At 58.0% G+C, this 12815-nt stretch carries 12 protein-coding genes; 9 read left to right on the forward strand and 3 right to left on the reverse strand.

Going from position 1 to position 12815, the window contains the following annotated elements:
* The first annotated feature begins 22 nt into the window (after positions 1-22).
* The 5 genes from IV493_RS05260 (at position 23) to IV493_RS05280 (ending at position 5070) form a co-directional block, all read left to right on the forward strand.
* The gene (locus tag IV493_RS05260) at positions 23-397 is read left to right on the forward strand and encodes a YkvA family protein (RefSeq protein WP_107319948.1); all 375 of its coding nucleotides are present in this window, start codon (positions 23-25) and stop codon (positions 395-397) included.
* 9 nt (positions 398-406) lie between these two features.
* A complete protein-coding gene (yieE, locus tag IV493_RS05265; RefSeq protein ID WP_003854133.1) occupies positions 407-1273 on the forward strand; it encodes a DNA-binding transcriptional regulator YeiE in 867 nt (288 codons plus the stop codon).
* Positions 1274-1390: 117 nt separating this feature from the next.
* Positions 1391-2857 carry an amino acid permease gene (locus tag IV493_RS05270; protein WP_013358517.1) on the forward strand — a complete coding sequence of 489 codons (1467 nt, stop codon included), beginning with the start codon at positions 1391-1393 and terminating at the stop codon, positions 2855-2857.
* Positions 2858-3205: 348 nt separating this feature from the next.
* Positions 3206-4282 (forward strand): iron ABC transporter permease, encoded by a 1077-nt coding sequence (locus tag IV493_RS05275; protein WP_033783695.1) that lies wholly within the window; start codon positions 3206-3208, stop codon positions 4280-4282.
* Complete coding sequence (locus IV493_RS05280) at positions 4282-5070, forward strand: ABC transporter ATP-binding protein (RefSeq protein ID WP_033783692.1); 789 nt, start codon at positions 4282-4284, stop codon at positions 5068-5070. The genes IV493_RS05275 and IV493_RS05280 overlap by 1 nt, the downstream gene beginning before the upstream one ends.
* Positions 5071-5151: 81 nt before the next feature.
* On the opposite strand, the gene fghA is transcribed toward IV493_RS05280, so the two are convergent.
* The 3 genes from fghA to IV493_RS05295 form a co-directional block, all read right to left on the reverse strand.
* Positions 5152-5994 (reverse strand): S-formylglutathione hydrolase, encoded by an 843-nt coding sequence (gene fghA / locus IV493_RS05285; RefSeq protein WP_013358515.1) that lies wholly within the window; start codon positions 5992-5994, stop codon positions 5152-5154.
* A gap of 12 nt (positions 5995-6006) precedes the next feature.
* Positions 6007-7131: an S-(hydroxymethyl)glutathione dehydrogenase/class III alcohol dehydrogenase gene (locus IV493_RS05290; RefSeq protein ID WP_195857840.1), complete on the reverse strand. Its 1125-nt coding sequence runs from the start codon at positions 7129-7131 to the stop codon at positions 6007-6009.
* Positions 7132-7205: 74 nt separating this feature from the next.
* Positions 7206-8117: a LysR family transcriptional regulator gene (locus IV493_RS05295; protein WP_013358513.1), complete on the reverse strand. Its 912-nt coding sequence runs from the start codon at positions 8115-8117 to the stop codon at positions 7206-7208.
* A gap of 117 nt (positions 8118-8234) precedes the next feature.
* Here IV493_RS05295 and IV493_RS05300 point away from each other — a divergent pair, with 117 nt between their 5' ends.
* From IV493_RS05300 to galS, 4 genes are all read left to right on the forward strand, one after another.
* Complete coding sequence (locus tag IV493_RS05300) at positions 8235-9362, forward strand: YbfB/YjiJ family MFS transporter (protein WP_195857841.1); 1128 nt, start codon at positions 8235-8237, stop codon at positions 9360-9362.
* Between the two features lie 124 nt (positions 9363-9486).
* Positions 9487-10152, forward strand: a complete 666-nt coding sequence (folE, locus tag IV493_RS05305) for a GTP cyclohydrolase I FolE (RefSeq protein ID WP_013358511.1) — start codon at positions 9487-9489, stop codon at positions 10150-10152.
* A 50-nt stretch (positions 10153-10202) separates the two neighbouring features.
* The gene (gene yeiB / locus IV493_RS05310; protein ID WP_110330650.1) at positions 10203-11366 is read left to right on the forward strand and encodes a DUF418 domain-containing protein YeiB; all 1164 of its coding nucleotides are present in this window, start codon (positions 10203-10205) and stop codon (positions 11364-11366) included.
* Positions 11367-11513: 147 nt separating this feature from the next.
* A complete protein-coding gene (gene galS, locus IV493_RS05315) occupies positions 11514-12554 on the forward strand; it encodes an HTH-type transcriptional regulator GalS (RefSeq protein WP_013358509.1) in 1041 nt (346 codons plus the stop codon).
* Positions 12555-12815: the final 261 nt, after the last annotated feature.

A 12815-nucleotide genomic window follows, 5' to 3' on the forward strand; every position in this document is an offset into this window, starting at 1 on the left:
AATAAACGATAAGGCAGCAATCATGATAGTTTCGCGTCTGCGCCGCTGGGCGACGCTGATCAAAAAAGATATGTTCGTGCTGTGGTTCGCCTTTCGCGATCCGCGCACGCCCTGGTGGAACAAGCTGGGCATGCTGGGGCTGGTTGCTTATGGGGTCAGCCCGATCGATCTCATCCCGGATGTGATCCCGTTTGTCGGTCTGCTGGATGACGCGGTGATTATTCCCACAGGCGTCATGATCCTGTTGCGTCTGCTGCCGCGAGAGGTGCGCATCACCAGCAGCGAGCGGGCGCAGTCCCAGCGTTCGCGCGGCAAAAAGATGGCAGGCTGGCTGGTAGTCATCGGGCTGATCTGGCTGGCGTTAATCATTTACCTTGTCAGGCACTCACTGAGTTAAGAGGCGACGATGCACATTACGCTGCGGCAAATCGAAGTGTTCACCGAAGTGCTGAAGAGCGGCTCTACCACTCAGGCGTCGCAACTGCTGGCGCTGTCGCAGTCGGCGGTCAGCGCGGCGCTGGCCGATCTGGAGAGTCAGCTCGGGGTACAGCTGTTTGATCGGGTCGGCAAACGGCTGGTACTGAATGAGCATGGGCGACTGCTCTATCCGCGTGCGGTCGGGTTGCTGGAGCAGGCGGGCGAAATTGAGCAGCTGTTTAAAGAGGATAACGGCGCGATCCGCATCTTCGCCAGCAGCACCATTGGTAACTATCTGCTGCCGGGCATGATGGCGGCCTATCGTCGCGATTTTCCCGGTCTGCCGCTGGAGCTGAGCGTCGGCAACAGTCAGGATGTGATTCAGGCGGTTTCCGATTTTCGCGTGGATGTCGGCCTGATTGAAGGGCCGTGCCATATGACCGAACTGGTCAGCGAACCCTGGCTGGAAGATGAGCTGGTGGTGTTTGCCGCGCCCGATGCCGCGATTTTGCAACAGCCGGTGACGCTGAAAACCCTGGCAGAAGCGCCGTGGATCCTGCGCGAACGCGGATCCGGCACCCGGGAAATCGTCGACTATCTGCTGCTGTCTCACCTGCCGAGTTTTCAACTGGGTATGGAGCTGGGCAACTCCGAAGCGATCAAGCATGCCGTGCGGCACGGCATGGGCATCAGCTGTCTTTCGCGCCGGGTGATTGCCGATTTGCTGGAGGCGGGGACGCTGACAGAACTGACGATTCCGTTGCCGCGTCTGACCCGGACGCTCTATCGCATCCATCATCGGCAGAAGCATATTTCAAAGGCACTGACGCGCTTTTTGTCCTATTGTCGTGAGTGATTGCTAATAATTCGGGCGCGATCATGAACTTAACTTATAACAGCATGGCATCAGCTATACAGAGGCGGTCTGGCTGCTACAATCGCGCCTCATTTTTACCCAGCGTAGCGTTAACACATGCATAATGACTCAAAAACAACACAACAACCTGCATTACGACGTGCGTTAAAAGCCCGTCATCTGACGATGATCGCCATCGGCGGCTCCATCGGTACCGGCCTGTTTGTCGCCTCCGGCGCTACCATTGCTCAGGCTGGCCCCGGCGGGGCACTGCTCTCCTACATGCTGATCGGCCTGATGGTCTACTTCCTGATGACCAGTCTCGGTGAGCTGGCAGCCTTCATGCCCGTATCCGGTTCTTTCGCCACCTACGGCGCAAAATATGTCGAAGAGGGCTTTGGTTTCGCACTCGGCTGGAACTACTGGTACAACTGGGCGGTGACCATCGCGGTTGACCTGGTGGCGTCCCAGCTGGTAATGACCTACTGGTTCCCCGACACGCCGGGCTGGATCTGGAGCGCGCTGTTCCTGGGACTGATATTCCTGCTTAACTACATCTCAGTAAAAGGTTTTGGCGAGGCGGAGTACTGGTTCTCGCTGATTAAAGTGGCCACCGTCATTATCTTTATCATCGTGGGCGTGCTGATGATCACCGGCATCATGCGCGGTGCGGAGCATGCGGGCTGGCAGAACTGGCAGGTGGGCGATGCGCCATTTGCGGGCGGCTTTGCGGCGATGATTGGCGTGGCGATGATTGTGGGATTCTCCTTCCAGGGCACCGAGCTGATCGGTATCGCGGCGGGCGAATCTGAAGACCCGGCAAAAAATATTCCGCGTGCCGTGCGGCAGATTTTCTGGCGTATCCTGCTGTTCTATGTGTTCGCCATCCTGATTATCAGCCTGATTCTGCCGTATACCGATCCGCAATTACTGCACAACGACATTGACGATATCAGCGTCAGCCCATTCACTCTGGTGTTCCGCAACGCGGGTCTGCTCTCTGCGGCAGCGGTGATGAATGCGGTGATCCTGACGGCGGTGCTGTCTGCCGGTAACTCCGGTATGTATGCCTCAACGCGCATGCTGTACAACCTGGCCTCTGAAGGTAAAGCGCCGCGCATTTTCGCGAAGCTCTCTAAGGGCGGCGTGCCGCGCAATGCCTTATGGGCGACGACCGTCGTGGCCGGGCTGTGCTTCCTGACCTCAAAATTTGGCAATCAGGAAGTTTATCTGTGGCTGCTGAACACCTCTGGCATGACCGGTTTTATCGCCTGGCTGGGTATTGCCATCAGTCACTATCGCTTCCGTCGCGGTTATGTCGCCCAGGGACGTGATCTGAACGATCTGCCATACCGTTCCGGCTTCTTCCCGCTGGGACCGATTTTTGCCTTTGTGCTCTGCCTGATCATCACGCTGGGTCAGAACTATCAGGCCTTCCTCAACGACAGCATCGACTGGTATGGCGTAGCGGCAACCTATATCGGTCTTCCGCTGTTCCTGATTATCTGGTTTGGTTACAAGCTGACGCGCGGCAGCCGTTTCGTGAAGTACAGCGAGATGGATTTCCCGGTTCATAAAGATTAGCTCTGTGCGCTTGCGCTGTTGAGTCAGGTGCCTGACACAGCGCGTTGAGGCTGCTCCCGGCCTTAGAGCGATGGGAGCATACGTCTGAAGCAAAGCATAGCGGGCCAGGGATGGCCTGCGCTGAGCATGCCAGGGATGGCGTTTTTGCGTCTTTGCGAAAGACGTATGCTCCCTGAGCAAGTGCCCCATCTGCAACCTCAACGCGCTGTATCTGCCGGTATCCTGCCCATATCAACACCGTTTTTTACCCTTTTTTCACGTCTCGCTTACCTTCACGAATTGATAATTATTATCACCTGCACTATTGTGGCTGCGTTTTCTGACGTGATAGCCACACAGGGTTCAAACATGACTACCGAAACTTCGCTGCTGGCGGGGGAAGAGACGCTTCACCACACCATGCAAAATTACCATCAGGTGCTGCGCCGTCGCCTGATCTGGATTGGCGTATTACTGGTGGCCATTGTCGCCTCGCTGATCCTCGACTTCACGCTGGGTCCGGCCGGACTCTCACTTGAAACGCTGTGGAATACGCTGCTCAGCCCCGATAGCGTGGATGCCGGCACCCGCGTTATCGTCTGGGACATTCGTTTACCCTATGCGCTGATGGCGCTGGTGGTAGGGCTGTCGCTGGGCCTGGCAGGTGCAGAGATGCAGACCATCCTGAACAACCCGCTGGCCAGCCCCTTTACGCTGGGTGTCTCCTCGGCGGCGGCGTTTGGTGCTGCACTGGCGATCATCCTCGGTGTGGGTATCCCCGGCATTCCTGATCAGTGGTTAATCTCTGCCAACGCCTTTGTCTTTGCGCTGTTTGCCGCGCTGATGCTGGATGCCGTGACCCGCTGGACGCAGGTTTCATCGGCGGGCGTAGTCCTGTTCGGTATTGCGCTGGTCTTTACCTTTAATGCGCTGGTCTCAATGATGCAGTTCATCGCCAGCGAAGACACCCTGCAGGGTCTGGTGTTCTGGACCATGGGCAGCCTGGCGCGTGCTTCCTGGGAGAAGCTGGGCGTATTAACCGTCGCGCTGGCCATTCTGGTGCCGTTCTCAATGATGAGCAGTTGGAAGCTGACGGCGCTGCGTCTGGGTGAAGATCGTGCGGTGAGCTTTGGTATTGATGTACGTCGTCTGCGCCTTACCACCCTGCTGCGTATCAGCATTCTCTCGGCGCTGGCCGTGGCGTTTGTTGGCCCAATCGGCTTCATCGGTCTTGTCGCGCCGCATATTGCCCGCATGATGTTTGGTGAAGATCACCGCTTCTATCTGCCCGCCAGTGCGCTGGTTGGTGCGCTGGTGCTATCGCTGGCGTCGGTCGCCTCGAAAAACCTGCTCCCCGGTGTGATCATCCCGGTCGGCATTGTCACCTCACTGATTGGCGTGCCGTTCTTCCTGAGTATTATTCTGCGTCATCGGGGGACAGTGTGATGGAACAGGGTCTGACGTTACGCGGCTTCAGTGCCGGTTATCCCAAACATAAAGTCATTGAAAATCTCAACGTGGCGCCGCTGCCACGCGGGGAAATTACCGTATTGCTCGGACCGAATGGCTGCGGTAAATCGACACTGCTGCGTGCGCTGGCCGGACTGAATAAAGGTCAGGGTGAGATGTGGCTCAATGGCGAAGATCTGATGACCCAGCCGTTTGCCCGTCGCGCGAAGAATGTGGTCTATCTGCCGCAGTCGCTGCCTGCGGGCGTGCATCTGCATGTGCTGGAGTCGATCATCGTGGCGCAGCGTGCCTCCGGTGGGCTGCACAGCGCCAGCAGCGAAGCGGAAATCATGCATCTGCTTGAACAGCTGGGGATTGCGCATCTCGCGATGCGTTACCTCGACCAGCTCTCCGGTGGTCAGAAGCAGCTGGTCGGGCTGGCACAGTCACTGATCCGTCGCCCTAAGCTGCTGCTGCTGGATGAACCGCTGAGCGCGCTGGACCTCAATTACCAGTTCCACGTGATGGATCTGGTCCGCCGCGAAACAGCCCAGCGCAACATCGTGACGGTGGTGGTGGTGCATGACATCAACATCGCGCTGCGTCATGCGCAACACGCGCTGATGCTGAAGCAGGGCGCGCTGGTAGCGGAAGGGCAGCCGGATAAGGTGATCACGCCGGCTACGCTGGCTAAAGTGTATGGCGTCAATGGTCGTATCGAACACTGTTCGCGCGGCATTCCGCAGGTGATGATCGACGGGCTGACCGGACCGGCACTGGTCTGAGAATCGGGCTGGCCTTGAGCCAGCGTTTGCGGCAGTACAGGATGCACAAAAGTTCAGGGCCGCAATTGCGGCCCTGATTATTTACGCCAGCAGATGCTGTGCATGGAAGCGCAGATGATCTTCCACGAAGCTGGCGATAAAGAAGTAGCTATGGTCATAACCCGGCTGAATACGCAGCGTCAGCGGGAAACCGACTTCTCTGGCGATCTCCTCTAACCGCTCCGGTTGCAGCTGATCGGCCAGGAACTGATCGCTGTCGCCCTGATCGATCAGGACTGGCAGACGATGCGACACCTCCGCCATCAGCTGGCAGCTGTCATATTCCCGCCACGCTGCCTGGTCATCGCCCAGATAGGCCTGAAACGCTTTCTGGCCCCACGGCACCTGCATCGGGTTCACAATCGGCGCAAACGCAGACGCCGAGGCAAAGCGGTTACCCAGACGCAGCGCCAGCATCAGCGCGCCGTGTCCGCCCATGGAGTGACCCATGATCGACTGACGTTCACTGACCTTGAAGTTGTCGGCAATCAGGGCGGGCAGCTCGCTGCTCAGATAGTCGAACATGCGGAAATGCGTGGCCCAGGGTTGCTGAGTGGCATTGAGATAAAATCCCGCGCCCTGACCCAGATCGTAGCCCTCATCGTTGGCAACGCCTTCGCCGCGCGGGCTGGTATCCGGCATAATCAGCACCAGACCCAGCTCCGCCGCCACGCGCTGCGCGCCCGCTTTGGTAGTAAAGTTCTCATCGTTGCAGGTCAGCCCGGCCAGAAACCAGACCACCGGCGGCGGCGCATCACCGTGCGGCTCAGGCAGATAGATGCTGAAGGTCATCGGGCAGTTCAGCACGGCCGACTGATGACGCCAGCGCTGCTGCCAGCCGCCAAAAATACGGTGTTCTTCCAGTAGCTCCAGAGTGGATGCCATAACGCCTCCTGATTATTTGTTAAAATGCACGACCGAGCGAATCGATTTTCCTTCGTGCATCAAATCAAAGGCGTCGTTGATCTCTTCCAGCGGCATGGTGTGGGTGATGAAGTCGTTCAGGGCAAACTTACCATCAAGGTAATCCTGCACAATGCCCGGCAGCTGTGAACGGCCTTTCACGCCACCAAAGGCGGAACCGCGCCAGACGCGACCGGTCACCAGCTGGAACGGACGGGTAGAGATCTCTTCACCGGCACCCGCGACGCCGATAATCACAGACTCGCCCCAGCCTTTGTGGCAGCACTCCAGCGCAGAGCGCATTACGTTGACGTTACCGATGCATTCAAACGAGAAGTCCACGCCGCCGTCGGTCAGCTCGACAATCACATCCTGAATCGGCCTATCGTAATCTTTCGGGTTAATCAGATCGGTGGCACCCAGTTTGCGCGCCAGATCGAATTTGCTGGTGTTGAGGTCGATTGCGATGATGCGTCCGGCTTTCGCCATTTTGGCGCCGATGACCGCAGACAGACCGATGCCGCCGAGACCGAAGATTGCGACGGTGTCGCCTTCTTTCACTTTGGCGGTGTTCATTACCGCGCCCATGCCGGTGGTGACGCCACAGCCCAGCAGGCAAACTTCTTCCAGCGGCGCTTCTTTACTGATTTTCGCCAGTGAGATCTCCGGGATGACGGTGTATTCAGAGAAGGTCGAGGTGCCCATATAGTGGAAAATCGGTTTACCATCTTTGAAGAAGCGGGTGGTGCCGTCCGGCATCAGACCTTTACCCTGGGTGGTTCGGATCGCCTGACAGAGGTTAGTTTTGCCCGAGAGACAATATTTACATTTGCCACACTCTGGCGTGTAAAGCGGAATGACATGGTCACCCACTTCTACGCTGGTCACGCCTTCGCCCACGGCTTCCACGATGCCGCCGCCTTCATGGCCGAGAATCGCCGGGAAAACGCCTTCCGGGTCAGTGCCGGAGAGGGTATAGGCGTCGGTATGACAGACACCGGTCGCGACAATGCGCACCAGCACTTCGCCTTTTTGCGGTGGCATCAAATCCACTTCTTCGATTTTCAGCGGTTCGCCAGCGGCCCAGGCAACAGCGGCACGGGTTTTGATCATGTTCATGCAATCCCTCTTCCAGTCAGATTTTGACGCGCGATGGCGTCGTGTGGTTATGGTTTAAACATAGCGTGGAACGCTTATTCCGCCGCCTGTAATGGGTGAATCAGCTCATCGTTAAGCGGACGATCGTCAAACTGTTCAATAATCAGGTATTTCAGCGCTTCGACATTGGGGGTAAAGGCGTCGCGTCGCCACATCAGCCAGGTGGCGGTATCGCGATAAGCGGCGGGTAAGGTATGCGCCTGTACCCGCGATCGGTCTGCCATCTGCTTCAGCACCGATGCCGGGATCATCGCAACGCCTGCGCCGCCCGCCACGCAGGCCAGCATGGCGTGATAGGACTGAATCTCCATCACGTTGTCGGGCGCGGTCTGGCTGTCGCGATACCAGCTCTCCAGCTTCACCCGGTAAGAGCAGCTGTTGCGGAAGGCAAACAGGGTGTCGTCCTGCACATCGCGCGCCGTGGTAATAGGCGCGTGATCCAGCCCGGTGATCAACACCATCTCCTCGCGAAACGCGATGCAGCCATTCAGATCGTCATGGGAAACCGGCCCATCCACCAGCGCGGCAGCCAGGGTGCCTTCGCGGACCCGGTCAATAATTTCGCCCGAGGTGCCGGTAATCAGCGACAGCGCCACTTTAGGGAAGCGCTGGTGATAGGCGGCGAGCAGACCAGGCAGGCGGGTCGCTGCGGTACTCTCCATAGAGCCCAGCGCAAAGTTGCCTGCCGGTTCGCCGGTGCGCGTCATACTCATCGCTTCTTCGCTTAATGCCAGAATACGCTGCGCATAATTCAGGAAATTATGGCCCATCGGTGACAGGCGAATGCGCTGCTTCTCACGAATAAAGAGATCCACACCTAATTCTTCTTCCAGCTGGCGCAGCCGCGTGGTGAGATTAGAGGGAACGCGATGCAGCTGTTCGGCTGCGCGCGCCAGGGAACCCGTCTCGGCGACGGAACAGAACATACGCAGCTGAACTAAATCCATACCTTCTCTTCCCGTAAACAAGTTGGTTAATATTATTCACTTTCCGTGAGTTTAATCATCCTGCATGCTGTTAGCAAGTCAGAAGAGATCTCAGGGCAGAACAACAGGAGTTCAGCAATGGCGTTACGCGTCGCGCTCAGCGCGTTTTTAACCTTATTTGTAGCGATGGGCATTGGGCGATTCGCCTTTACGCCGCAGGTGCCGCTGATGATTCAGGCGCACCAGCTGACGCTCACGAGTGCCAGCCTGGTCGCTGCGCTCAACTATCTTGGCTATCTGTGTGGTTCTTTTGATGCCATGCGCGCGCACCGGCGGGTCGAGCTGCGTTTGCAGGCGGGCGTGTGGGGCGCAGTGATCCTGACACTGCTCTCTGCACTGGCAACCGGTCCATGGCTGCACGGTGCGATACGCTTTTTGATTGGCTGGGCCAGTGGCTGGGCGATGGTGCTGGTGGCGGCCTGGAGTAACGAACAGTTGCATCGGCATGGCCGGGCAGGGCTGTCGGCGGCCGTCTTTGCCGGGCCGGGCTGCGGCATTTTTGTCAGCGGTCTGCTGGGGGTGGCGCTGCAAACATGGCAGGTCTCCGCCGGTCTGGCCTGGGCCGCTTACGGTGCGCTGGCACTGCTGCTGATTGCGCTGATTACGCGTAACCTGCCGCGTCGGGGCGAACTGCATCGCCCGGATCAGGCACCGGAGCCGCTGGTGCTGGATCGCAACCTGAAACGTCTGGTGCTGAGTTACAGTCTGGCGGGCTTTGGTTATATCCTGCCCGCCACCTTTTTGTCGCAGATGGCCGCTACGCGTTTTCCTGACGGTATCTTCGCGCAGTTTGTCTGGCCGATATTTGGCGGCGCGGCGATGATCGGCATCGTGCTGGGGATCCTGACGCGGCGCTGGGGGCACAGTCACGTCCGTCTGGCGATAGTACTCTGGGCGCAGGCACTGGGCGTTTTTGCTGCGGCACAGCTGCCAGGCTTTAGTGGTCTGCTGGCCGGTGCGCTGCTGGTAGGCGGCGGCTTCCTCAGCGTGGTGCAGCTCTCGCTGCTCTGCGCCCGTGAACTGGCGCCCAACCATCTGCGATACATGGCTGGCCTGCTGACCACCGGCTACGCGGTGGGTCAGCTGGTCGGTCCGCTGCTCTCTTTTCTCTCTACTGCCCTGTTACACCGGCTGGAGCCTGCCCTGTGGGTGGCCGGGGCCAGCCTTGTCTGGGCGGGCCTGCTGGTCTGGCGAAGAAGTGAGTGAAAAGCTTTCATCACCAATCTGATTGATTGCTGGATTCCCCGCAAAGAAAGTTTCACAATACGCGCCTGATTACAGGGCCCGCAGGCAAAAGCTTGCGGGCGCAACACCAGCCGGAGAAGAGTAAATGAGCACCCTAAGTCAGGAAGCTGCCCTGGTTCACGAAGCGCTGCTGGCGCGTGGACTGGAAACGCCGTTACGTGCACCGACGCGCGACATAGATAAAGAGACGCGTAAAAGCCTGATTGCCGGGCACATGACGGAAATCATGCAGCTGCTGAATCTGGATCTTGAAGATGACAGCCTGATGGAAACGCCGCATCGCATCGCCAAAATGTATGTGGATGAGGTTTTTTCCGGTCTCGATTACGCCAACTTCCCGAAAATCACCGTCATTGAGAATAAAATGAAGGTTGATGAGATGGTGACCGTGCGTGATATCACCCTGACCAGCACCTGTGAACACCACTTTGTGATCATCGATGGCAAAGCTACGGTCGCCTATATTCCCAAGGAAAAGGTGATTGGCCTGTCGAAAATCAACCGCATCGTGCAGTTCTTCGCCCAGCGCCCGCAGGTGCAGGAGCGTCTGACTCAGCAGGTGCTGGTTGCACTGCAGACGCTGCTGGGCACCAATAATGTGGCGGTCTCGATTGATGCAGTGCACTACTGTGTGAAAGCGCGTGGCGTAAAAGATGCCACCAGCGCCACTACCACGACCTCTCTGGGCGGCCTGTTCAAGTCCAGTCAGAATACCCGCCAGGAATTTTTGCGCGCGGTACGCCATAGTTGAGTTAACGGTGGGCACATGATGTTGCCCGCGTCGTCAATGCAGGGTGCCGCATGCAACAACGCTATCACGCGCTGGATTTCATTCGTGGATGTGCCATTCTCGGCATCCTGCTGCTCAATATTGTCGGCTTCGGCCTGCCTTCTGCTGCTTACCTGAATCCGGCCTGGCAGGGCAGCGTCAGCCTCTCCGATGTCTGGACCTGGGCACTCTCTGACGTCTTTGCTCAGCTCAAATTCCTCACCCTGTTTGCACTGCTGTTTGGCGCAGGTCTGCAAATGCAGCTGCCGCGCGGCAGTCGCTGGCTGACAGCCCGGCTTTCCATTCTGGTACTCATCGGTTTTCTGCATGGTGTCTTTCTCTGGGAGGGCGACATCCTGCTGGACTACGGCATTATCGGGCTGGTGGTCTGGCGGGTGCTGCGTGATGTGCCTTCAACCCGCAGCCTGATGAATACCGGCATTCTGCTCTATCTGGTGGGCTGCGGCGTGCTGCTGGTGTTTGGGTCGATCTCCGATCCCGAACCGACGCGATCCTGGCTGCCGGGCGCAGCCGATCTGCAATATGAGCAGTACTGGAAACTCGCCGGCGGCTGGGAAGCGATACAGAACCGGCTGGACCATCTCTCGTCAGGGCTGATGGCGCTGGCGGCGCAGTATGGCTGGCAGCTGGCGGGCTTAATGATGATTGGTGGCGCACTGCTGCGCAGCGGCTGGCTGACAGGGGAGTTTCCTCTCCGCCACTATCGTCAGGCGGCGGCCCTGCTGCTGACAATGGGCTTCTCCATTGCGGTGGCCGGTGTGGCAGCGCAATGGCTGTTACATTGGGAATTCCGCTGGACGGCTTTTTACCTGCAGGCTCCGCGCGATCTCGCCAGCCCGCTGATTAGCCTGGGCTATGCCGCGCTCTGCCTGGCGTACTGGCCGCTGATCTCGCGCTGGCGCATCAGCCACGCCATCCAGTGCGTGGGCCGTATGGCGCTGACCAACTATCTGCTGCAAACGCTTATCTGTACAACGCTGTTCTATCGCTTTGGCTTCTATATGCACTTCACCCGGCTGGAACTGGTGATGATTGTGCCTGCGGTGTGGCTCATCAATATCCTGTTTTCACTCATCTGGTTACATTTCTTCGCCCAGGGTCCGCTGGAATGGCTGTGGCGGCGACTTACGCTGCTCTCAGCCGGCAAATCACGCATTACCGACAACGCCAGATAATGACCGCCATCACAAAGGTTACAGAATTGTATGTAACCGTTTTCATTGATGTGACGCAATTCACGCTGTACGCCTCCTGCCCCTGACAGAATAGCGCCGGTGTTCAACCCGGCGTGATGCCCTATTTTTCCTTTCTGGAACTGCTGCATGATAACTATTCGTGATGTTGCCCGTCAGGCTGGCGTGTCAGTGGCGACCGTGTCGCGCGTTCTCAATCAGAGCAACGCCGTGACCTCTGACACCCGCGACGCCGTGTTGCAGGCGGTTGAGGCGCTGGGCTATCGCCCCAACGCCAACGCCCAGGCGCTGGCGACGCAGGTCAGCGATACGATCGGGGTCGTGGTGATGGATGTCTCAGATCCCTTCTTCGGGGCGCTGGTTAAAGCAGTGGATACCGTGGCGCAGCGCGTGCACAAGCATGTGTTAATCAGCAACTCCTGGCATCAGGAAGAGAAAGAGCGTCATGCTATCGAGGTGCTGATCCGGCAGCGCTGCAGCGCCCTGGTGGTTCACGCGAAAACGCTGCCGGACGCGGAGCTGGCGGACTTTATGCAGCACGTGCCTGGCATGGTGGTGATTAACCGCATCGTCCCAGGATTCGAACACCGCAGCGTCAGTCTGGATAACGTCACCGGGGCGCTGATGGCCTCAAGAACCCTGCTGCAACAGGGGCATAGCCGCATTGGCTATCTCTGCTCCAGCCATCCCATCGAGGATGTCGCGCAGCGCCGTGAAGGGTGGATGCAGGCGATGGCAGAGCAGGGCATCCGGCCGCAGGAGAGCTGGATTGCCAGCGCAGAGCCAGACATGCAGGGGGGCGAAGCGGCGATGGTGGAGCTGCTGGGGCGTAACCTCAACCTGACTGCGGTGTTTGCCTATAACGACGGCATGGCGGCTGGCGCCCTCACTGCGCTGAAAGACAACGGCATCCAGGTGCCACAGCATTTTTCTGTCATTGGCTTTGATGACATCCCCATCTCCCGTTACACCGATCCGCAGTTAACCACTGTGCGCTATCCCATTGTATCTATGGCAAAAATTGCCACTGAGCTGGCACTGCAGGGCGCAGCCGGACTGCTTGATGACACCGCAACCCACATCTTTATGCCAACCCTGGTGCGGCGTCATTCGGTGGCGCAGCGGCAAAATGTGGAGTCCGTCACTAATTCAGGTGATTCAGGCATGTAACCGTTTTCAATCTGTGATTGTATTCACAGTTAATTAACATTGCCCTCACTATGATGGCAGCGTCTTACCGGACTGAAACATTATGTAACGCCAGTGTAACGGCATCAGTTGTGGTCTCAGTAGCCGGTTAAAGGGTTTATACCCTCTTCATGGAAGCGTTCTGGCACAGGGAAGTCAGGTTTTAGACGGCGTTTAACGGCTTAACATCTTCATTATGTTAGCCAGCGCGCCGATCTGTTTTACCGATTGCGCTCACGCACG

This window comes from Pantoea sp. SM3640, from assembly GCF_015654165.1.
Lineage (GTDB): Bacteria > Pseudomonadota > Gammaproteobacteria > Enterobacterales > Enterobacteriaceae > Pantoea > Pantoea vagans.